At 60.9% G+C, this 20322-nt stretch carries 14 protein-coding genes; 11 read left to right on the forward strand and 3 right to left on the reverse strand.

The annotated features are described in order from the left end of the window. The first annotated feature begins 41 nt into the window (after positions 1-41). The 8 genes from AC3G88_RS26060 (at position 42) to AC3G88_RS26095 (ending at position 11604) form a co-directional block, all read left to right on the forward strand. Entirely contained in the window at positions 42-1133 is a 1092-nt protein-coding gene (locus AC3G88_RS26060; protein ID WP_488894131.1) for a DJ-1/PfpI family protein, read from the forward strand. A 165-nt stretch (positions 1134-1298) separates the two neighbouring features. Further along, positions 1299-2105, forward strand: coding sequence for a phosphodiesterase (locus AC3G88_RS26065; protein ID WP_488894132.1), 807 nt, complete (start codon positions 1299-1301; stop codon positions 2103-2105). 525 nt (positions 2106-2630) lie between these two features. Further along, complete coding sequence (locus tag AC3G88_RS26070; RefSeq protein ID WP_488894133.1) at positions 2631-3839, forward strand: ParA family protein; 1209 nt, start codon at positions 2631-2633, stop codon at positions 3837-3839. Beyond that, positions 3836-4810, forward strand: a complete 975-nt coding sequence (locus AC3G88_RS26075) for a ParB/RepB/Spo0J family partition protein (protein WP_488894134.1) — start codon at positions 3836-3838, stop codon at positions 4808-4810. Before AC3G88_RS26070 ends, AC3G88_RS26075 begins: the two co-directional genes overlap by 4 nt. A gap of 296 nt (positions 4811-5106) precedes the next feature. After that, positions 5107-6093: a hypothetical protein gene (locus tag AC3G88_RS26080; protein ID WP_488894135.1), complete on the forward strand. Its 987-nt coding sequence runs from the start codon at positions 5107-5109 to the stop codon at positions 6091-6093. A gap of 1383 nt (positions 6094-7476) precedes the next feature. After that, the gene (gene aspA / locus AC3G88_RS26085) at positions 7477-8904 is read left to right on the forward strand and encodes an aspartate ammonia-lyase (RefSeq protein ID WP_488894136.1); all 1428 of its coding nucleotides are present in this window, start codon (positions 7477-7479) and stop codon (positions 8902-8904) included. 626 nt (positions 8905-9530) lie between these two features. Next, entirely contained in the window at positions 9531-9815 is a 285-nt protein-coding gene (locus AC3G88_RS26090) for a hypothetical protein (RefSeq protein WP_488894137.1), read from the forward strand. A 208-nt stretch (positions 9816-10023) separates the two neighbouring features. Then, positions 10024-11604, forward strand: coding sequence for a M20/M25/M40 family metallo-hydrolase (locus AC3G88_RS26095; protein WP_488894138.1), 1581 nt, complete (start codon positions 10024-10026; stop codon positions 11602-11604). Positions 11605-11760: 156 nt separating this feature from the next. Here the strand turns inward: AC3G88_RS26095 and AC3G88_RS26100 are convergent, their stop codons facing one another. After that, positions 11761-13002, reverse strand: coding sequence for a cystathionine gamma-synthase family protein (locus tag AC3G88_RS26100; RefSeq protein WP_488894139.1), 1242 nt, complete (start codon positions 13000-13002; stop codon positions 11761-11763). Between the two features lie 877 nt (positions 13003-13879). Between AC3G88_RS26100 and cqsA the strand changes: the two genes are divergently transcribed. The 3 genes from cqsA to AC3G88_RS26115 all read left to right on the forward strand — a co-directional run bounded on the left by cqsA (position 13880) and on the right by AC3G88_RS26115 (position 17570). After that, positions 13880-15391 (forward strand): alpha-hydroxyketone-type quorum-sensing autoinducer synthase, encoded by a 1512-nt coding sequence (gene cqsA, locus AC3G88_RS26105; RefSeq protein WP_488894140.1) that lies wholly within the window; start codon positions 13880-13882, stop codon positions 15389-15391. 24 nt (positions 15392-15415) lie between these two features. Then, positions 15416-16720 carry a sensor histidine kinase gene (locus tag AC3G88_RS26110; protein ID WP_488894141.1) on the forward strand — a complete coding sequence of 435 codons (1305 nt, stop codon included), beginning with the start codon at positions 15416-15418 and terminating at the stop codon, positions 16718-16720. 337 nt (positions 16721-17057) lie between these two features. Then, complete coding sequence (locus tag AC3G88_RS26115) at positions 17058-17570, forward strand: nucleoside deaminase (RefSeq protein ID WP_488894142.1); 513 nt, start codon at positions 17058-17060, stop codon at positions 17568-17570. A 65-nt stretch (positions 17571-17635) separates the two neighbouring features. Here the strand turns inward: AC3G88_RS26115 and AC3G88_RS26120 are convergent, their stop codons facing one another. After that, positions 17636-18982: an aromatic acid/H+ symport family MFS transporter gene (locus AC3G88_RS26120; protein ID WP_488894143.1), complete on the reverse strand. Its 1347-nt coding sequence runs from the start codon at positions 18980-18982 to the stop codon at positions 17636-17638. Between the two features lie 88 nt (positions 18983-19070). Then, positions 19071-20297, reverse strand: a complete 1227-nt coding sequence (locus AC3G88_RS26125) for a 3-hydroxybenzoate 6-monooxygenase (protein WP_488894144.1) — start codon at positions 20295-20297, stop codon at positions 19071-19073. Between the last annotated feature and the right edge of the window lie 25 nt (positions 20298-20322).

The following is a 20322-nucleotide window of genomic DNA, read 5'->3' on the forward strand; positions in this document are numbered from 1 at the left end:
TCCGTACCCTGCGGGCATGTTCAGGATTTCGAGAAAATAGCGTGGCATTCCCGTTCAGGTTCGTCTCGATCGTTGTGATGGCCAGTCTGCAGATGGCCAGCGGGTCAGCACACGGCGGGGATTCTATCTCCGCCGGGGACATGCCGATCCCTTCCCCACGCCAGAAACAGCCCGTCATTGCCGTGCTTGCGCTTAACGAAGGTACGGAAACCACTGATTTTCTGGTGCCCTACGCCGTATTGCGCCGGGCAAACGTTGCCACAGTAGAGGCCGTGGCGTCAAAACCGGGACGCGTGAATCTGATGCCCGCCCTCGCCGTCCACCTGCCCAATGACGTGGCGGCTTTTGACAGCCGATATCCAAAGGGCGCGGACTACGTCATCGTGCCGGCGATGCATGCCGACAATGACCCCGTCATCATCGGCTGGATTCGCGCCCAAGCTGCCAAGGGTGCCGTAATCGTAGCGATATGCTCGGGCGCACTGGTGGTGGGCAACGCGGGGCTTCTCGATCATCGTCGGTTCGCCGGGCACTGGTATGACAGGGCCACACTGCTTGGCAGACATCCAGGGGCCATCCACGTGCCCGATCGCCGCTACGTTGCCGACCGCGGCATCATCTCGACAACGGGCGTCAGCGCATCCGTGCCGATCAGTGTGGCCATTGTCCACGCCATCGCCGGCCGGGCGCAGGCGAGATCGGTGGCCGCCTCGATTGGCGTGAGCGATTGGGGGACCACCCATGATGCCGCCCCATTCCGCATCGATGCGCGCAGCCTGCAGACGCTCGTCACCAATACCCTCACGTTCTGGCGACACGAAACCATAGCGATTCCCGTGATGGATGGCATCGATGACATTCAGCTCGCCCTGGCAGCGGACGCCTGGTCGCGGACCTACAGATCAACGGCCGTCGCCGTAGCGTCAGGTTCCGTACGGATGCGCAGCGGCTTGACGCTTGAGCCGGCAGCGCCCGCTTCCCACGGTAACGCCTATCGGGTTCGTTTGGAATCCGACACGTTGCCGGCCAGGCAACTGCGCAGCACGTTGATCGACATCGCGCATCGCTATGGTCACGCCACGCGCAGGCTGGTCGAACTGACTATGGAGTACGATGACCGCGGCGGCTTCTGACAACGTACCTGACCGACTCAGCCCGCTGACCAGTCATACCCTACGCAGGTGGGCGCCAGCCGGGATCACCATGAGCGCACGGTAACCGTCACTACGGCGGTTCGCGAGGCAATGAAAGCCGTCGGCTTCGTCTAGGACGCAGGGCAACAACAAGAGGGAAATCTCATGACCGTCGTTGCGCAACTCTCGGATGTCCATGTACGACCCAAAGGCTTGCTGTATCAAAGCCTCGTGGATTCCAATGCAATGCTGGTGTCGGCCGTAGAAGCCGTCAATCGCCTGCGGCCTGCCCCGGATGCCGTCCTGATTACCGGCGACTTGACTGACGACGGCTCGTCTGAGGCCTATGCCATGCTGAGAGAAATTCTTGGCAGGCTGGAACCCCGATACTTGCTGATGCCAGGCAACCACGACGACCGACGACATTTGCGAGAGGCATTTCACGATCAGCCTTGGCCATCGGCATCGGGAGACGGCCCTCTCAACTTCGCCTTTGACATCGGCGCCGTTCGCTTCCTTGCCCTCGACACCACCGTTCCAGGATTCCACCATGGCGAGCTGGATCGTTCGACGCTGGCGTGGCTTGGTCACGAACTTGGTTCGAACAAAGGCCGACGGTGTGTCGTTGCCATGCATCATCCGCCGTTCAGCACCGGCATCCCCTATCTCGACAAGTACGGATTGCGCGATCTGGCTCCCTTCCGCGATCTGATCTCTCGACACGACAATATCGACCGCATCATCGCTGGACATGTTCACCGTACGATGCAGACGCGCATCGGTGCAGTGCCAGTGTCAACGTGTCCGAGCACCACAACGCAGATTGCTTTGCGTGTCCATGAGGACGCCCTGCCGGCCTCTTATTTGGAACCCGCCGCCTTCCTGCTGCACCGTTGGGCGCCGGACACGGGCGAGGGTGTCACTCACCTCAGCTACGTGGGCCAGTTCGAAGGGCCCTTCCCGTTTGCTTGAGCGATCTGGCCGGCGCGACGCCCCCATCGAGCTTGAAGCGGGTCGTGTCGCTGCTGCAGTCGCCCTTGCTAGGCGGTGCGGCGCGCGATTAACGAGATCGCGAACCCAATCCATGTGGACTTGTGCCAGTCGCAGGTAGTGGCCCGATTTTGGCGCCGACGAGCGGCCGACCGCCCTCTTTCACGTTATATGTGAGCAGTCACTCTCGGTTTGCTACCGGCTTTATATTGGCCGCGGGTCCAGATCCGCGGCGCCCGAGCCGCCGGGCCCGCTGACCCCGATTGGGCGGGTCGCTACTTCTGGAAAACGCCATTCGCGCTTGCAGCCCCCCGCACGCGACATCTGCATCCATCACGGCTGACAAGTAATTGACGTGTATACGCCTCGGTGTGACGTAAACTTCTTGCGGTTTACGTATACGGTCGCTATTCTACGGCCAACCATTTAATTGACGGAAAGCGTCTAAGTTTTAGGTTCAGCGCCGTTCAGGCGCTTATGGGCCTTTCCTACGGATTCACGACTGTTATGGCACGCACGAGCTTACTCAAGGCAGAACTCCCGCGCCCAGACTTTTTAGACGACCACGGCCTGTCCATCGACGGGCTTGCGGCCGTTGCGGCGCAGGCTAACGACGTCTTTGGGCAAATTCGGGATGCCATGCTGGAACCTTATCCCCGTAAGATTCCGCCCTCGTTCACGAGCAGCCAGATTGCCACGCTTTGCGGGGTCGACAAGGCGCGCTTCCACTATCTTGCCACCAAAGGTGGGTTGCCGACGGGTACCTCACAGGGCAATGGCCGGGCGAAGGTCTTCAGCCTGGAAGATGCCATTACCTGGGTACGGCACGCTAACGGCAGAATGAAGCGGCCCGACGGCCAGCGCGGGCGGATCGTCACGGTCGGTAACTTCAAGGGCGGCGTCGCCAAGACCACGACCGCGGTCTGCCTCGCGCAAGCTTTGACGCTGCTCGGCAGACGGGTCCTGATCGTCGACTGCGATCCGCAGGGCACGACAACGCAGCTTTGCGGCTGGGCCCCGGATGCCGAGATTGCCGAAGAGCAGACGCTGCTGCCGCTGATCTATGGCGACCAGACGACGCTGGACTATGCCGTCCAGACGACCTATTGGCACAACCTGGATCTGATCCCGGCCTCGTCGGCACTGTTCGATGCGGAATTCGAGATTCCGTCGAAGGTGCTGTCCGAGTCGGGCTTCGAGTTCTGGGACATCCTGCGCAAGGCTCTGGTGCCGCTGTCCGAGCAGTACGACGTGATTGTCATCGACACGCCGCCTGCACTGAGCTACATCACGATCAATGCGCTGATTGCCTCGGACGGCATTCTGATGCCCTGCCCGCCTGACGGTCTGGACTTTGCCAGCTCGACGCAGTTCTGGCACCTGTTCTCGGATATCGCGAAGAAGCTGCCTGGGGTACTGGAATCCAAACGCTATGACTTCATCAACATCGTGCTCACCAAGGTGAAGCAGGATGCAGTGTCGCGGGTCGTGCGCGAGTGGATGGTCAAGGCCTACGGCAATCGTGTACTGAGCATCGAAATTCCCGAGTCATCGGTCCCCAAGGGCGCCTCGGCACAGCTGGCGACCGTCTATGACCTATCCAAGCCCGACGGCAGCGTCGAAGCGTATCAGCGTTTCCGCGATCCGCTGGACAAGCTCGCCCTGCATATCGACGACCAGTTCGTCAGGGCGTGGACAGAAAGGAAGGAAGTATGAGAATCGGCGACAAATTGTTGGCGAAGACCGCCAACATCGCAGTCAAATCCAATACGCCTAAATCCGAAGCCAACGAGCCCAAGACGTCGCCAGGCCGCATGTTGGCAGTGCAGTCTGCCGTCGCGGCGGCCGAACGCCGGGTTGCCGAGCTCGAAGCGAGCATCGGCAAGGCCGTCGAAGTCGCGCTCGACGAGATTACCGAAGTCCCCGGACGTCGGCGAAAGCTTACGCCTGAACAGTATGCCGAGCTACGGGAGAACCTGCGTAATAACAAGCTGGTTCACCCGATCACGCTCGTCGTGCGCGGGGACGGCAAGAAGGAACTCGTAGCCGGTCACAACCGGTTTTACGTCTTCAAGGAACTCGGCCGGGACGCGATCCCAGCGGTATTTGCCGATCTCGCGGATGTCGAGCAGATCGAGGAAGCGGCGTTCTATTCGAACCTGCTGTCCCCGTCGCTGCCCGACTTCGAAAAGTACCTTGGGTTTCGAAAGCACCTCGATCGTACGGGCCAGTCGCAACAGGATATTGCGGCGGCTGCGGGCATTTCCGCAGGGCACCTGAGCAAGCTCTTCTCGTATGCACGTTTGCCCGAACCCGCCATCGCGGCGCTGGACGCGGCAGAGGATCGTGGCCGCTTGGGCGTAAACGCGGCTTACGAGATGGCAACGTTTCTGGGCGAGCACCCGGACCAGGAAGCCGCGGTAACGGAGGTCGTAACGAAGCTTCTGAGCGACGAGAAAGTCACGCAGAAGCAAGCGATCGCCCTTCTCCATGCGCGCGTGCGGCAAAGAACTATCGCCCCGGCGGCGGGTGAAACGCATCGGATCAAGGTGGGAACGCGTGAACTGTGTGCAGTGACGACCCGTAACGGGACGGTCACGCTGAAGTTCAAGAAGGCCGAAGACGCCCAAGCCTGGGAAAAGCGGGTGCGGGAGTTTATCGAGGCCAACGCCCAGACGGACAACTAAAAAGCAGAACTTCTGCCTTTTACAAGTCATTGAGAGAGTGAAACGAATGAAGTAAACCGCGTTTTTGACACATCCCTCACCACAAAGACAAAGGCCTGGGCGGGAACCCAGGCCTCTGCTGAGATTCGGACGGGAATCCGAAACTCGGTTTGGTGGAGTTTGATAGCTCAAAACTCAACCTACACGTATCTACGGCGGGAACCGTGAACACGAGTCGCAACGAGTGTTCAGTGTAGCGAGTCATTTTGCCTAGTCAAGCTCCGGAGGGCCTTCGTCCTTGGAAAATCGGAGTCAGTATGACTATTGCGCAACGCTACGCGCCGGGCGAGGATATTGCTCGCCCTTCTACCCTACCCCTCGCGCTCATCGAAGCCCGAGCCGCCGTATTCGATCCGCTTAATTGCCTGGACCTCGGGACTACCGCCCGCCGGGTCCTTTTTGGCATTCTGCGATTCTTCAATTTGTCTCGCCCCTCCTCGTCCATCTGGCCGCGCCGGGATTTGCTGCGCGCCGAGTCTCTACTCAACAGCGAGTCGTCCCTCTATCGTGGCCTTGCCGATTTGGAGCGCCATGGTTACGTCGTTCGCGAGCAGATCCGCATTGCGCGCTCCGGGCGGTTCCACGTCTCGCCGGTTCGCCTTACAGAGAAGGCACGGATTCTTCTTGGCCTCGTCGGCAGGTCATCAAAAGAAGATAGGCGCCGAAAAGTTATCCACAAGGAACCGTCTCTCACAATGGAAGACGGCCAATATAAGGAACATACCAACAAGCAGAAGTCTTTACAGAATTCATTCGCAAGCGAGCCGCCGGTGGGAATTGATTCAGTTTCCAAGGTACCGCTTTCGTTGGCTTGGCTTCTCAAGCTCGGATTGACTGCGCGAGCCGTGTTTTCGCTCATGAGCATTGCCAAGCGTCATGGCAAGCGACTTGAGGCCATTGCCACGGCATTCCGCGAACGCCTGTCGACGCTTTCTGGCCGGGAGGCATACGCCTACATCCGGTCGCTTGCGGGGAAGGATCTGGACTTCGCTGCGATTGCCTCGGGCAAGGAAGCGACGATCCGTGCTGCCACTGAGGCGCAAAGCGCGAAGAACCTTTTGAATTCGATTCTCGCCAAGTCGCACGGGTTGACGGTCGTGAGACGCGACGGGACCAGCTTGGGACGGATCGATGCGCATGCCCAGGTCGTCATGGGGCAGGGTGGTTCGTTGCCGCTGAACCTGCGCTTCGCGCTGGCGGTGCAAAAGGGGCAGGTGAGCATCCGACGGTCATCGCTCGGCTAGCATGGGTATCGGGTATGGCTATCAATGGGTGTGGGCTTCTGCCGCCGTGTTTTCAATTACTTCGCTGTGAGACGAACCTGGCGTTTGCTCTTGCATTCGATTTTTTGGATCGGTATCTGTGGTCGCGACGGCAAGTGACTGTCCAATTTGGCGGACGGATGACAGCACTGAGAGGCTCTTGTTGGCTTTCTAGTAGAAAGTCAATTAAATCAACGAGTTACCGAGATCTACTTTCCCTGATGGGTGGTGTATATGTTCGAGACACGTCCGACGGGCGGTTGTAACAGCTTGATTTTCAAGGGTTTCTATTGGAAAGATGCCGCGCAGGTAGTGGGGAGCGCCGTTCCGGACCGGGGCCGCTGAGCAGAGCGCGGGGAAGAAGTATTGCGCCGCCCTCGGCTCGTTTCTGGCGATCCGGGCATTTTTGCTGGTATAGCAGACCGCGTTGGAAAGATGGCCGGGGCCGTGAAAGATGAGAGTGGCTCCCAGCCTAAACAGCCTCGGGTCGGCGGCAAAGCAGCTATGGTTGAATCTGCGCCGCGATTTGTGGAGCCCAGTGTAATCCTTGCACCATTCTGCGGTGAGCGCAGAGCTAGCCGGGTAACGGTCATCCCGCTCGGGATTCAGTACCACTTGGCGCCAACAGCGACAATCAACATATTCAAGTCGCACAACCCATACGCTGTCACTGAACGGCGGGGCTACAAATTGACCGGTGCAAAGCAACGCGCCGGAACCGCAGGGCAGGGCGCATGCTTCGTGTCCATACCGCAACACTGGCAAGAGCGGCGCTAACCTGTAGTTGCGCGTTGGGGATAAGACGTCGCCAGCCGCCCGCCGTCGCGCGCGATTTCGGAGAGTTCAACACCGGGGCCCCGAAAAACGGTGCGCAGAGCAGCGACACCATGGTCGATGCCCAGCCTGGCCGCATGCTGCTGTGCCGGTGTTGAGGACAATAGCCGTGCCAAGTTGGTGCCAGGTGATTTGCCGCGAAATCTTTGCCTTCGCCCAGCGCAAGGCGATAGCGACTATGCGGGGAAGCAAACTAGGGGATTTGCCCAACGCCATACAGCGATAATCGACGTAACCCATTGTTTTCATTCCGAAAAATGACATTCCCGAAATGCGCCGCCCCGTTTTGCGAGCTAAATAGCAATGTAAATTATTTTGGACCGATGCCGGCACTGCTGGCGCCGGCCATGACAGGCTTTCTTTGCATACTGCCTTCCGCTACTTCGGCCCACGGGCAACGTCTGACAACAGATGTTCCTGGCGCATAACCGTCACCATCGCGGTCGGCCTAATACTCTCTTTGCATAAGACCCACTCGGGCGGTGTAACTTCATACACTTCACGATACGCATGCTGCTGAGGGATCGAGCCATGGCCGCCACATCGTTTCGTACCGAACACGACCTCATCGGGGACAAAGACGTCCCTTCGGATGCCTACTATGGCGTACACACCCTGCGCGCCGTTGAGAATTTTCCGATCACCGGGACACCCATCTCCATCTACCCCGAGTTAATCAAGGCGCTTGCGGCAATCAAGCAGGCGGCCGCCCTTGCCAACCATGAGTTGGGGCTCCTTGACGAGCCGCGATGCAACGCGATCGTGGACGCTTGCAAGGAAATCATCGGTGGTCATCTGCATGACCAATTCGTCGTGGACGTCATTCAAGGCGGAGCGGGTACCTCGACAAACATGAATGCCAACGAGGTCATCGCCAACCGTGCGCTGGAACTGCTTGGCCACCACAAAGGCGAATACGGGCATCTTCATCCCAACGAGCACGTCAACATCGGGCAAAGCACCAACGATGTTTATCCGAGTTCGCTAAAAGTGGCGACGTGGTTTGGTATCGCTGGACTCATTGAGGCGATGGCCACGCTGCGCAGCGCATTCGAAGCCAAGGCGGCGGAGTTCGCGCACATTATCAAGATGGGACGTACCCAACTGCAGGACGCCGTGCCGATGACGCTGGGCCAGGAGTTCAGTACCTACGCGGTGATGTTAGGTGAGGATGAGCAGCGCCTGCGTGAAGCATCAATGCTGATCTGCGAAATCAATCTGGGTGCCACCGCGATCGGTACGGGCATCACCGCGCACCCTTCCTACGCGCCCTTGGTATTGCAGCGGCTTCGTGACATTACTGGCATCCCGCTGCAGACGGCTCCGAATCTGATCGAGGCAACGCAAGACTGTGGCGCCTTCGTGCAACTCTCGGGGGTGCTAAAGCGTGTAGCGGTAAAGCTTTCGAAGACTTGCAATGACCTGCGCCTCCTGTCGAGCGGCCCACGGGCAGGTCTCAATGAGATTAACCTGCCACCGATGCAGGCAGGTTCCAGCATCATGCCTGGAAAAGTAAATCCCGTTATTCCGGAGGTGGTCAATCAGATCGCCTTTGAAGTTATTGGTAATGACGTCACCGTGACCTTCGCGGCAGAGGCAGGGCAGCTCCAACTCAATGCGTTCGAGCCGATCATTGCCCACAGCCTCTTCAAAAGCGTAAGTCACCTGCGCAATGGTTGTTTGACGCTGGCAGAACGATGCGTCAAGGGCATTACCGCGAATGAGGAAAGGCTTCGCGCGATCGTGGAGAATTCCATCGGTATTGTCACGGCGTTGAACCCATATATTGGATACGCTAACGCGACTGCCGTCGCGCAGGAAGCGCATGCCACCGGTGGTAGCGTCTATGAGATCGTGCTGCAAAAGGGCTTGCTATCGAAAGAGGAGCTGGACCGGATTCTTCGACCTGAAACGCTGACGCAGCCCGTACCTCTGGGGGCCAAGGATCCATCGCGCTGAGCGGTTTCTTTTATGCACGCCTGCCGAAGACACCTATGCTTCAGATATGTCTTCGGGGAACCCGTCTATGTCCGACACACTGAGATCTTGCACTGGTACAACGTGGTGTCGCCGTATGGCGACCGCGCTAGCGATTGCCCTGCTTGCCACGACGATGGGTGGATGCGAGGGCGTTCCCAGGGATACCACCGCGACGCCGCCGCCGCCGCGTGAGTCATTCACCCGCAGCGATGAAGTCTATCCTGCGCCCAATACGGCTCAAGATCAGCGGCCAGCCGCGCGCACACCCTGATCAGGTGTGGCAGTCGCCGTGGGCAGTTGCGTAACGCCGAAGCGTCCCGCATCGCCCTGATGGCCGGCGCAGCCGTGGCCTCGGCAAGTCGGCGGCCCTTCACTTGACCGCCGCGTGGCGGAACATCGAGTGCGCTCCTTTTTTGCCATCGGTTGTAGAAAGCAGCCGGTGCGTCAAGCGTTCCAAACACGTGATAGCCGGCGCCCGTCCCGCATTGGCCAGTATTGTCTATTTCCGATGGCCGAGGTGATGACGGCGGCTCGGTGGTATCCCGACTATCTGCGGGTGGCATGCTCCATGCTGATGAGGGTATGCCGCAGTTCTGCAGCTTTCCATGCTGCCGATCCCTGGAACAATGCAGGAGCCGATCATGTTCAACGGGAAACTCGTTCATCTGGCGTTGCCACTCATCGCGTATATCGCAGCAGCAGGTGCCGGAGTGGGCTTCGCTGCTTACCAGGAGACGCGAAAACGAAAGCAACACCAGGCTGCGGACGCATTTCGGTCAGGTGAAGATCCCGGCGGAGACCACTCCGTTGCCGCGAACAACCTGCCCGCGGACGATCGCAGTGAACCGGCGCCGCAGTCGCGTACCTATCCCTTCAATGCTGTCGGTTGAATAGCGCCGCCCTCGACGAAAGACATACCAGGTAAGTAAGCCGTGACAGCGAAGCGTCGGTAGGCAAAAGCCACGGGGGCGCGAAGGACTCCGAGGGGAGGGGGGCGCGATGGGTTCTACTGCCGCTGATTGCGGCGCATAGCCCCTTTTTGTTCGTGGAGGCTGCCGTCATAATGCATGTCGTCATACAACCAACAGAGAGAAAGACATGCGCACCCCCTCGCGAATTCACCATCGTTTCCGCAGACTGGCGCTTGTCGCGTCGATGATCCTGGCGTATGGGACGGCGGTGAGCGCCACCACGTTGGACCGCGCCCAGCTTGAGCAATCGGCTGGCCGTGCGGCAGCAGCAAGCTATCGCGAATGGGTCGAGCTGCTGGCGATTCCCAACGATGCAACCGTGCCGGCCGATATTCAAAAGAACGTGGACTGGCTTACCAAGGCCTTTTCCCGACGCGGATTCCAGGCGCAGGCGCTCCCAAATGGCGACAAGCCGATGATGTACGCCGAGTACACGGCGCCCGGAGCAAGCGCGACCGCACCGCGCAAGACTGTCCTGTTCTATATGCACCTGGATGGCCAGTCGGTGACACCGTCGCAGTGGGCGCAGAAGAGTCCATGGGAAGCCACGCTCAAGGCGCGCGCTGCCGACGACAAATGGGAAACCCTGCCTCTCGACAAACTGTACGGTGGCCAGGTGGACCCAGAGTGGCGCCTGTTCGCACGGTCCTCATCGGACGACAAGGGACCGATCGTGATGTTCCTGGCGGCCTTCGATGCGCTCAAGGCGGCGGGCGTGGAGCCGGGCGTTAACATCAAGGTGCTGCTCGATTCCGAGGAAGAAAAGGGCTCACCCTCGCTTGGACAGGTCATTTCCCAGAATCTTGCGCTGTTGCGAAATGACGGCATGGTCATCTTCGATGGCCCGATGCACCAGAGCAACCAGCCGACGCTGGTATTCGGGAACCGGGGCATCCAGCTCGTGCAGCTGAAAGTCTTCGGTGCAAGCCAGGGACTGCACAGCGGACACTACGGCAACTACTCGGCCAATCCGGTGCAACGCATGGCGAGCTTGCTGGCGTCGATGAAGGACGAGAATGGACGCGTGACCATCCCCGGCTACTACACACCCGTAAAGTTCGATGAGCGGGCCCGGAAGATCATGGCGGCGGTGCCAGACGACGAGGCGGCGCTCAAGCGCCGGTTGGGCATTGCCAGCGCGGAAAAGGTCGGCGCCAATTACCAGGAGGCGATGCAGTATCCCAGCCTGAACGTACGCGGCATTGTGGCGGGTGACGTCGGCCCCAAGGCGCGGACCATTATTCCCGAAGTGGCCATCGCAGATATCGATCTGCGCACGGTACCGGAGACGCCGCCCGAGTCGCTGGTGGCGCTGCTGCGCAAGCACATCGAGAAGCAGGGCTACCACCTGGTGAACGGCGAGCCGACGGCAGAAGAGCGTGCGCGCTATCCGAAACTGGCATCGCTCACGGCCGGTGAAGTGTCTGCGTCGAGTTCGGCGGCGCGTACCGATCTGGACGCGCCGATCAGCAAATGGCTACAGGGCGTGATGCACGATGCCTACGGCAAGTCGCCCGTGCAGATCCGGATGATGGGCGGAACCGTCCCCACCGGTGCTGCGGTGCAGGCGCTCAAGTCCCCGTTCGTGATCGTGCCGCTGGTCAATGCCGACAATAATCAGCACAGCTTTGACGAGAACATGCGGCTTGGCAACTACCGCGATGGCATCCAGACCATCATGGGCATCTTGCAGACGCCCTTCAAGTAAGTCGTACAGCGGTTCGGCCGATGAGGTCAGGAGGGAAAGCCGAACCGCAGGCTCGGGCACCTTGATGACACTGGGCTCACCGTCTGGTGAGCCCGAACCCATCACGCAATGCTGGTCATGCAGACAGCGGTGCCACTTTTTCCTGGCGCTGCAGTGCTACGCGGCCAGTTTCAGCGCCTGTGAGAAGTCCGCGATCAGATCGTCGATATCCTCGATGCCGGCCGACAGGCGCAGCATGCCATCGGAAATTCCCATTGCCTTGCGTGTCTCGGGGCCAGCTTCGAAGAAGATCGTAGGAGCTACGGGAATGATCAGCGTTCGCGTGTCGCCAAGGCCGGTTGCCTTGATCGGCAGCGCAAGCGCGTTGACGATGTCAATCATGCGGTCTGCGTTCTTCAGTTCGAACGACAGGAGCCACGATGCGCCGGAAAAAAGCGATTGCGCGATGTCATACTGCGGATGGCTCGGCAGGCCAGGGTAGTACACCCTCCCGACAGCCGGATGCCGCTCCAGAAACTGCGCGAGGGCAAGCGCGTTGTCGCTGCTTTGCTTCACGCGCAGCGCGAGCGTTTCGGCCCCAATGGCGATCGCATGCGCCTGCTCGGACGACAATGCCGCGCCCATGTCGCGCAAGCCCTTCTTGCGGATTTGCAGCAGCCCCTGCTCCTTGCCCATGGCACGCCGATAATCCTCGGCAATGTTGGGATATGTGCTCCAGTCGAACAAGCCGGTATCGGTCACTGCGCCCCCAAGTGCGGTGCCATGACCGGCAATCGTCTTCGTCAGCGAGCTAATGACGAGGCTGGCCCCGACTGCCTTCGGCCGGAACAAGGCCGGCGAGGTGATCGTGTTATCGACGATATACGCGATACCGCGCTCGCGGCACACGTTGCCGATGCCTCGCAGATCCGGAATTTGTGTGCCCGGGTTCGCGATGGTTTCGACGAACACCATCCGGGTATTCGGACGGATGGCCTGCTTGACCTCTTCGACATTGCACGCATCGACCGTCGTCACCTCTATGCCGAGCGTACGCAGCGTTCCGAACAGGCTGTTGGTGTTGCCGAACACATAACGGCTGGCAACGAGATGATCGCCTGCACGCAACAGCGTGAGAAACGTTGCCGTGATCGCGGCCATGCCGGTGCTGAAGCAGATCGTGCCGATGCCGTCTTCCAGGCTCGTGATCTTGCGCTCAAGCGCCGCGGTCGTAGGCGTGCCCTGGCGCGCGTAGTTGAAGCCACCCTTCTTCGTGCCCTGGAATACGCCGATCAGGTCCTCGACGCGATCGAAACCATACTGCACAGAGGTATGGATGGGCTGGTGAACGCCACCATGCTCGGTACCTGTGATTCTGTCGCCGTGAACAATGGCGGTGGTGAAGCCCTGCTTGTCCATTCCTTGTGCCTCTTGAGCCAATCAGTTGTGCCTCATTATCGCTGCTAACCCTTGCGCTGCGAAAGCCTTTGCATGGGGCGTAAGCGTCAGAACCAGTCGCTCCCGCGAAGTCGTGCATAGGCGTGCTGTGCGCCCGTGTCGTCCAGAGCAGGGCAGGAGTTGTGCCGGTGCAGAAAGCCGCGCGAGTGTCGCCGCGGCCCGGCAAGCGAACTGGGTCGAAGCAGAGCGATTCCCCGCTCGCGAACGCTGAAGTCTCGACAGTGGGAAGCGCCGCGGGAGAGCGGGGCAGGGCAATCAGCCGTCACCCGAAGGGTCGGCGAGTTGCTGGAATGCGGCATGTCATCGTAACGATAAAGTGCTTATTAAGGCTCTTAACGCCTATTTGGTGATTATCTTTCCAATAGAAACCCCGCAAAAACAAGGACTTGTTGCCAAGCGATTCCGTCCTAATGGTGCGTGTTTTTTTATATTCGTCGAACTCAAGCGACGCACGTGAACGACGTTCTCTTCGGGCTATACATATAAAGCAATTAACCGCCATACGCCCGGACTCCACACACCTGCCTGCAAAGCAATGGCCGAATATGGGCGCCACCGCTTCTGAGTGCCGATCCGCCTATCGGATGGCATCCGAGTTCGCACGTTGGTGCGTTTAGGACAGTAGGGCCTCAATATTATTTAGCGAGGCCCAATCGGTGCTTCAGCGAAGCAGGCCAGCAGATTGCTTCATCGTCGGAAGATATCTGCTGCTTTTCCTCCCAACCGGGCAGGGTGCCGCGTTGTCACGGATAGACGCTGGCATGCCTTTCTCATGCCACAAGCAGTCGATTTTGGGTATCCGGCAATAGCGCGCGCGTGCCCAATGGGCGTCGAATAGATGACGCAAACTGTGATGCTGTGCCATACCGTTCTTCGAACAAAACCACGGGGGGACGCCGGTGTCGTCACGGCCGACGCATGGCGCGAGCTTTTGGGGCTCGCGACAGGCTTTGGCTTAGCCTACGGTTGCCGTGTTCTCCAATCCAATGAGGGCAGGCCTCCGGCTGCAGACCTCAAGTTTTCAAGTCATTCGTCTTTTGATTTTGGCGCTCATTTCTTTGGAGGAAAACCGATGTCGCCCGCCAATCTTCATTCACAACCGACAAAATCTGTCAGTCGCATACAGTCCGCGCCATTACCGGCCTGGATCTCGGATCGGATGGCTACCCATTTCGTCGACAGAATGGAAAAACTCTGGGGAGGCGATCACCTGCTGCACGGACGCGTCCCGGGGCCAGATGCCTTGCACCTGAGCAGCAACGACTATCTTTGCCTGCTGAGCGAAACTGCGCTGGTCCAGGCGCAAGCGCGGGCGCTACTCGACGAGGCGCCTGAATTGTTGATGTCTTCGGTGTTTCGGCACGGCGACACGCCACAACAGCAGGTCGAACGGAAGCTCGCCACGCTCATGCACGCCGAGGATGGCCTGATCGCCCAATCAGGATGGGCGGCTAACGTCGGGCTGGTGCAGTGTATTGCGGGGCCGGGGGTGCCCGTCTACATCGACATGAACGGCCATGCCTCGCTGTGGGAAGGCATCAGCGCGGCGGGGGCCCAGGCCGTGCCAGTGCGTCACAACGACTTTGCCCACGCCGCACGCCAGATCGAGCGCATGGGTCCGGGCGTCATTCTGGTGGATGCGGTCTATAGCACCACGGGCAGCGTGGCGCCGTTGGAAGCGTACGTGCAGATGGCGGAAGCGACAGGCAGCGTCCTGGTGGTGGATGAATCACATTCGCTAGGTACGCATGGCCCGGCGGGCGGCGGGCTGGTCCCGGCGCTGGGGCTTTCCGAACGGGTCCATTTCCGGACGGCGTCGCTGGCCAAGGCGTTTGCCGGGCGCGCAGGGTTCGTCGCCTGTTCGACCCGATTCAAGGATTTCTTCGCGGTGGAGGCACGTCCGGCGATTTTCAGTTCCGGCCTGTTGCGCCATGAAATTGCCTGGTTCGATGCCGCGGCGGATTTCATTGCGCGCGCGGACGATCGCAGGGCGCGCCTGCATGCCATCACCCGGTCTACACGCGCAGCCATTACCGAGCTTGGCTACAACATCAGCGACGGAAGCGAGCAAATCATCGGGCTGGAGGCCGGCACGGAACCCCAGGTCATGGTTCTGCGCAACGCACTGCAGCGGCACGGCATCTTCGGCGCCGTCTTTTGCTCCCCTGCTACCCCCAAGAATAGGGCATTGATGCGCCTTACGCTGCATGCGAAACTCACTCCTTCCGACATGGGCCGGCTGATCGACGTTCTCGCGAAGATTCGGGACGAGGTCAGGCTGGCGGAGTGGTCATCGACGCGCCGCGCGCATCGCGGCCGCACCTGTTCACCAGGCAGCACAGCGCCATAATCTTGCAGGGGTCAGACGCTCGAGATGGAAGCCACGCAAGCGCAATCAGGGGACGAATCGTTGTGGATTCGGCTCGTCAAGGATGCCCGGCGTGCCGTATTTGAGACGGCCTCCCGGACCACCCTGCTCGACGAGGAAAGCGTCGTGCGCCTGCGTCGCATCCAGATGGTGGGCGCGCTCGGGGTCATTGGCCATCCGCTTTACTTCGTCATCTGGTCCTATGTCTTTCCCCAGGCTTACGAAAACCTGTGGCTGCGACTGATTTGCACGGCGCTATTCGTGCCGCTGTTGTTCGCTTCTGCACTGTCGCACAAGCGATGGCTGCCGACCTATGCGCTATTTGCCATCACCGTCGGAATGCCCTTCGCTTTTATCTTCTTCTACCTGGAGAACCACGGCTCGCTGGTATGGGCGGAGTCGGTCATCATCGCCGTGGTGGTCCTATACCACTTCAGTTCGGCGTTTGCGACGATGGCCCTGCTCTCGGGAGCAGCCGGCGCATTTGCATTGTTCGTGGTGGCCGGCCACTCCATTGCAGGCATTCCGCGGCAACCGCTGCTGTTGCAGCTGCCGATCATTGCGTTCGTCATCGCCGTGCTCGTCGTGATCAAATTGGATCGCCAGTTGCTGGTCGAAGAAAAGCGACGGGGGATGGCCGTCGCCCTGGCAACGGTCGCGCATGAATTGCGCACGCCACTGACGAGTCTGACGATGACCGCTGCGGGGCTCAAGAGCAGGTTGCCCGCGGCGCTTGACCCGCAGGCGGCGCATCGAGAGGGGCTTCTGCAGGCGATTGCCCGTTTACAGGCCGACCTCGCGCATGTCAGCAGCAGCATCGATTTGCTGGTGGCAAACTCCAAGGACCCGAAGGCGGCCAGGCAAGAAGTGTTCGACCTGGTGCATGCCGTGCGCCAGAGTATTGATCGGTTTCCGTTCGAGCCTACGCATCAGGATATCGTCACGATCGATGCGTCGGCACCCCTGCACGTGCTGGGCAACGCGCAACTGTTCGAATTGGTCATTACCAATCTGACCAAGAATGCGCTCGAGGCGATCAAGCGGGCAGGGAAGGGCAAGATTCTGATCCGCTGTGAGACGAGAGGCAGCGACGTCTATGTCCTGTTCCGGGATACAGGGCCGGGAGTTCCGGCCCACGTCCTTGCCCGGATGTTCCAGCCGTTTTTCTCCTATCCCGCACATCGGGGCACGGGTATCGGACTGGCGTTTTGCAGGGATGTCTTGCGCAGTTGGGGTGCTTCGATCTCCTGCCAGTCGGTGGAGCACGAGTTCACCGAATTCGCGCTTCAGTTCCCAAGGCACAAGGCTTGATCCCTCACCAACGGCAACCACGCGCGGACTGGCTTGCGTTCGGCGATCTGGTCGCGATAACAATCAGGATTTCTCCGTCATTCTTGTTGAGGTTATGGCGAAAACCACTTAGGTCGGCATTCTTGGAATGCGGTTTTCGTATTCATCGACACCATTGTGATAAGAAGGCTTATCTCCATGGCGCACGCCGATGCACCTGGAGCAATAGAGCGGCGTCGCGTAATGCCGGGCCCGTGATGCGATGGTTGTGGCGGTTCGGTCAGCGTTGGGATCCTGCCGATGCCATCTCCAGCGCTGGTGAACAAAGTCCTATCGTCCTATTCTCCTGGAGAACTACATGGCAACCCTGAACATTGAAGAAACTTCCGAAGACGTGTCAATGCTCGATATGGACCTGCTGCGCCAGTCGATTGCCGCGTCATATGAGGCCAGGCAGCGCGGCCGGCATCCTTTCGCTGCGCTGGTTGCCGACGAAAACGGCAACATCATCGCGGCCGCAGGCAACAACTCGATGCCACCGGAAGGTGATCCGACCCAGCACGCCGAACTGGCCGCCGCTGCCGCAGCAGCACGCGTGCTGACGCCGGAACAGCTCGCCCGCTGCACGCTGTACACGAGCGCGGAGCCGTGCTGCATGTGTGCGGGTGCGATCTACTGGACCGGAATCGGTCGCGTTGTCTATGCACTGTCGGAGCATTCCCTGCTCGGTCTCACGGGAGACCACCCCGAGAACCCCACGTTCTCGCTGCCCTGCCGGGAAGTGTTCGAACGCGGCCAGCGCAAGGTGAAGGTGGCGGGTCCGATGCTGGAGGAAGAAGCCGCCCGCCCGCACGCCGGCTTCTGGAAGTAGTCGTTCATCTCCAACCGGCCGCCATGGCGCGGGCCGCGGCGGATAGGGCCATGGCGCATGGCCAGTCAGCCGACCGCCAGTTCGTGCGCTCTGCTTCCGCGCCGCACCAGGCCGAGCGACAGCATCGTCGCGCCAGCTACGACGGCAGGGATGCCGACCAGCACGAACAGTGCCGGCATCGTCAGTCCCATGGACAGCATCGTCGCACCGCCTACCGATCCCACTACCGAGCCGAAGCGTCCTACGCCGTTGGCCCAGCTGACGCCGGTGGCGCGGCAATCTGTGGGGTAGTAGCTGGCTGACAACGCATTGGCGCCCACCTGCGATCCGGAGATGCAGAAGCCGGCCAGGAACACCGCGCTGCCTGCCGCCACGGGGGTGCCGGCCAGGCTGCCGATGGCGGCCACGAACACGCCGGCCAGCGCGTAGCTGATGGCCAGCACATAGTGCGGATTGACACGGTCCATCAGCCAGCCCAGCACGATGGCGCCCACGGTGCCGCCCACCTGGAACATCGTGGTGACCAGCGCGGCGGTGGTCAGCGACATGCCCGTGCCACGCAGCAGCGTCGGCAGCCAGCTCGACAGCAGGTAGATCACCAGCAGGCTCATGAAGAACGTCAGCCACAGCAGCAGCGTTCCGCGCAGCAGTTCCGGCTTGAACAGGTGCCTCACCGGCGAGACGTGCGTGCCAGCCTTTTCGGTCACCACAAAGGTCGTGTACTGCAGGTCCGCGTCGGGTGCGATGCGGCGCAGCGTGGCGCGCACGCGGTTATTGTCCCGGCCCTTGACCACCAGGTAGCGCACCGATTCCGGCAGCATGCGGATCAGCATCACGCTCAGCGCCAGTGGCAGCACGCCGCCGATCAGCAACACCGATCGCCAGCCAAAGGCCTCGATCAGTGCGGCCGACGCCAGCCCGCCCAGTGCCGAGCCGACCGTGAAACCGCAGAACATCGTCGTTACCAGGAACGAGCGGCGCTTGTCGGGGCAAAACTCCGACGTCAGCGTGATGGCGTTGGGCATGGCACCGCCCAGGCCCAGCCCGGTCACGAAGCGCAGCGCAATCAGTTCCCACAATCCCGGCGACCAGGCCGATGCCAGGCTGGCCGCGCCGAAGCACAGCACCGATACCACCAGCACCGTCTTGCGACCGAAGCGGTCTGCTAGCGGGCCGAACAGGAATGCGCCGGCCATCAGGCCGCCCAGGCCCGCGCCAAACAGTGGCGCCAGATGCGCCGGGGTCAGTTGCCACTCCGCGCGGATGGCCGGGGCGATAAAGCCGATGGCAGCGGTGTCGAAGCCGTCAATGGCAACGATCAGAAAACACAGCACGACGATCGTCACCTGGAATGCGGACAGCGGCTGGCGATCGATGAACGTGGTCACGTTCAGCGTGGATTTGGCGGACATGTTGTCTCCTCCGGAAAGCCGGGGGTGGGGGGGGATGTACAAGGCGGCTCTTGTGGCCGCTACTCGTGCAGATAGGAAGCGGATCGGCTTACAGCCAGGGCGTGGGGCTTAGAGCCCGCTCTGCGCGCCAGCCATGGAGCCATTGCAGCGCGTCATAGAACTGCGTTTGCGAGCGTCCGACCCAGAGCGTGTTGCGCACGAAGCGGTCCACGCCCCTGGCGTGATAGACGCGGCCCATGTCGCGCGCGCCGTACAGCACGCGAGCCGTGCGCGGGATGCGGGCCTGCTCGTACAGCTTGAACGCGGCCTCGAAATCGCCATCGGCGGCATCCACCGCGGCGCCCAGTGCCACAGCGTCTTCCAGCGCCTGGCAGGCGCCCTGGGCGATGTACTGCGTCATCGGGTGCGCGGCGTCGCCCAGCAGCGTGGCGCGTCCGAAGCTCCATCGGTCCACCGGGTCGCGGTCGGCGGTGGCCCAGCGCTTCCAGGAATCGGGCCGGTCCAGCATCTGGTGCGGCAAGGCGTGGATGCCTTCGAAGTACGACAGCACTTCTTCCTTGCTGCCGTCGCGCACGCCCCAGGTTTCGGTCTCGCGGCTGTGGAAGGTCACCACGAGGTTGTATTGCTGGCCGCCACGCAGCGGATAGTGAACCAGATGGCAGTGCGGGCCGGCCCAGACCACGGGCGCGTTGACCTGCAGGTCCTTCGGCATGTTGTCCACGTCCACCACGGCACGGTAGACCACATGGCCCGTGACGCGCGGCGCGTCGCCAATCAGCGCCTGGCGGACGGCCGATTTCACGCCGTCGCATCCCACCACGGCATCGCCACGGTGGCGTTCGCCATGCTGGTCGATCACGGTCACGCCGCGTTCGTCCTGTTCCAGCCGTTCCACGCGGGCCGCGGTGCGGAACTCGATCAGGGGATGCTGCTGCACGGCTTCGAGGATCGACAGGTGGATGTCGGCGCGATGGATCACCGCATACGGGTTGCCGAAACGTTCGCGGTAAGCCTGGCCCACGTCGACACGTGCGATGCTGCTGCAGTCGATGGCATCGCGCAGTTCGATGTAGTCGGTGAACACCGCCCGGTTGCGCGCCGCTTCGCCCACGCCCAGCGCGTCCAGCGCAGCAAACGCGTTGGCTGCCAGCTGGATGCCCGCGCCGATCTCGCCGATTTTCTCGGCCTGCTCCAGCAATTCGATACGAACGCCCTGGCGTGCCAGCGCGAGCGCAGCGGCCAGGCCGCCAATGCCGCCACCGATGATCAGCACCTTGCGGTCGGCGCGTGCGGTTGTCTTCGTGAGGATTGTCATGATGTTGTCTCCTGGCCTGCTGGCG

Source organism: Cupriavidus sp. 86D6 (genome assembly GCF_057815095.1).

Excerpts from the sequence above, each read along its gene's own strand:
- AC3G88_RS26065 (WP_488894132.1), top strand. The coding sequence starts at position 1,299 with ATGACCGTCGTTGCGCAACTCTCGGATGTCCATGTACGACCCAAAGGC.
- AC3G88_RS26070 (WP_488894133.1), top strand. The coding sequence starts at position 2,631 with ATGGCACGCACGAGCTTACTCAAGGCAGAACTCCCGCGCCCAGACTTT.
- AC3G88_RS26100 (WP_488894139.1), bottom strand. The coding sequence starts at position 13,002 with ATGGACAAGCAGGGCTTCACCACCGCCATTGTTCACGGCGACAGAATC.
- AC3G88_RS26125 (WP_488894144.1), bottom strand. The coding sequence starts at position 20,297 with ATGACAATCCTCACGAAGACAACCGCACGCGCCGACCGCAAGGTGCTG.
- AC3G88_RS26090 (WP_488894137.1), top strand. The coding sequence starts at position 9,531 with ATGCTGCCGATCCCTGGAACAATGCAGGAGCCGATCATGTTCAACGGG.
- AC3G88_RS26095 (WP_488894138.1), top strand. The coding sequence starts at position 10,024 with ATGCGCACCCCCTCGCGAATTCACCATCGTTTCCGCAGACTGGCGCTT.
- AC3G88_RS26120 (WP_488894143.1), bottom strand. The coding sequence starts at position 18,982 with ATGTCCGCCAAATCCACGCTGAACGTGACCACGTTCATCGATCGCCAG.
- AC3G88_RS26080 (WP_488894135.1), top strand. The coding sequence starts at position 5,107 with ATGACTATTGCGCAACGCTACGCGCCGGGCGAGGATATTGCTCGCCCT.
- cqsA (WP_488894140.1), top strand. The coding sequence starts at position 13,880 with ATGACGCAAACTGTGATGCTGTGCCATACCGTTCTTCGAACAAAACCA.
- aspA (WP_488894136.1), top strand. The coding sequence starts at position 7,477 with ATGGCCGCCACATCGTTTCGTACCGAACACGACCTCATCGGGGACAAA.
- AC3G88_RS26115 (WP_488894142.1), top strand. The coding sequence starts at position 17,058 with ATGGCAACCCTGAACATTGAAGAAACTTCCGAAGACGTGTCAATGCTC.
- AC3G88_RS26110 (WP_488894141.1), top strand. The coding sequence starts at position 15,416 with ATGGAAGCCACGCAAGCGCAATCAGGGGACGAATCGTTGTGGATTCGG.
- AC3G88_RS26075 (WP_488894134.1), top strand. The coding sequence starts at position 3,836 with ATGAGAATCGGCGACAAATTGTTGGCGAAGACCGCCAACATCGCAGTC.